Source organism: Dyadobacter crusticola DSM 16708, assembly GCF_000701505.1.
Classification (GTDB): domain Bacteria; phylum Bacteroidota; class Bacteroidia; order Cytophagales; family Spirosomataceae; genus Dyadobacter; species Dyadobacter crusticola.
Genome location: NZ_JNJB01000037.1, coordinates 1 through 1703, shown reverse-complemented (window position 1 = coordinate 1703; position 1703 = coordinate 1). Strand labels below are relative to the sequence as shown.

Annotated in this window: 1 protein-coding gene; it reads left to right on the top strand. The window is 51.1% G+C overall.

Features of this window, described 5'->3' with window-relative positions; all coding sequences use genetic code 11:
• A partial coding sequence (locus Q369_RS29330) for a DUF8696 domain-containing protein (RefSeq protein ID WP_031529885.1) occupies positions 1-1703 on the top strand: 1703 nt, incomplete at both ends.

Below are 1703 nucleotides of genomic sequence, written 5' to 3'. Positions count from 1 at the left end.
ACAAATCAGAAAGGAGTTGGCTGGGGCCAGTTCCTCCTGAAAGCCCTTGTTTTTTTAATGCTCTTAACTGCTTCCATGCAACTCAGGGCTCAGGAAGTCGCAATGGATTGGGCCAAGGCCTTTCTGCCAAACGCCACAGCCGGTGGAGCTGTGGTTCCTTACGGCGTCGGAACAGATGCAAACGGGAATGTGTATGTAAGCGGTTATTTCACCGGGACTGTTGATTTTAATCCCGGGCCTGCTGTAACCAATTTGACTGCATCTGTAAGTAGCGCCTTCTTCGTCAAGCTTGACAAGGAAGGCAACTTCATTTGGGCAAAGCAAGTTGGTTCTACTGGTGGGACGACTTCTTATGCGCTTAAAGTTGATGCGGCAGGTAACATTTACGCAGGCGGGACGTTTGCCGGAACCGGAGATTTTAATCCTAACGCCGGGGTCAACAACCTGGTTTCCAATGGAACTTTGAGAGACGGCTACATTTTAAAGCTTGACACAAATGGAAACTATGTATGGGCTCAGCGCATGGGCGGTCCTAATAACGAATATAGCCATGATATAGATTTGGATGCAGCCGGAAACGTATATGTCATCGGGCATATAGGTGCAGGAACAGCTACTTTTGGCGCGTTAAGCATCACATCCGCCGGTGGTACTGATGCCTTCGTAACCAAGCTAAGCCCTGCGGGTGCTTACCAGTGGGTCAGAAGACTGGGTGGCCCCGGAGAAGACGCAACAGGGGCTGTCGACGTTGATGCCGCCGGGAATGTGTACATCAGCGGAGGCGCCGCGGGAAATGCGACCGGTATGGCAACATTGGCTGGTGCTGGGGGGTTTATGATCAAGCTCAACACAAACGGAACAACACTATGGTCTAATTTATCGACAGAGACAACCAATTACCGCGGTATTGCCATAGACAGCGATGGAAATGTATATGGCGGCGGAGGCGGGACTGCAACAGTTGTTAAGCTAAACAGCAGCGGTACCAGGGTATGGTCCAGAAAAGTTGGAACGTCCTCCTACAAATTGAAAGTTGGCCCTGACAATAACATATATTCTGGCGGTATTTATAATGGAACTTCCACTACAATGGGTTCGTTTACTTTGCCTTTTAACGGAGGAGCGTATGATATGTACGTAGCCGGATTGAATCCAGCGGGAGATGTTTTGTGGGCTAAACCTTTCGGTGCATCGGGTGTAGAAGGGCCGTTTTACCTTTCCGCGGATGTGCCGGGTGAGGTGCTGACTGCAGGTTTTTTTAATGAAACGGTTGATTTTGACCCGGGTCCATGCGTTTTTAATCTGACCGACACATCGCCCACGGGCAATTCCGGTTTTGTTTTGAAGCTAACAAGCAACGCATTGCCTGCTGGTTTCGCAGTATCGCCGAGCACGGTTGCGCCCCTGACCCAGACAGCATGTAGCCTGGGAATACCCAATGTAATCACCGGCAACGCGGTCGGCGTTACAGCACCGGCAGGTTACACTACCACCATCGTCTACCAGTGGCAGAAATCAACCAGCGCCTCAGGGCCATGGGAGGACATGGCAGGTGAGGTCTTCAAGGATTTGCAGCCGCTCGCTTCCAGTGAATCGCTCTATTACAGGCGTCTGATCAAAGCTGGAACCAATTTCTGCGGTGTGTTCCAGACGATGGATACATCCGCAGTAGCCACTGTAACAGTCGGTGCCAACACGGCACC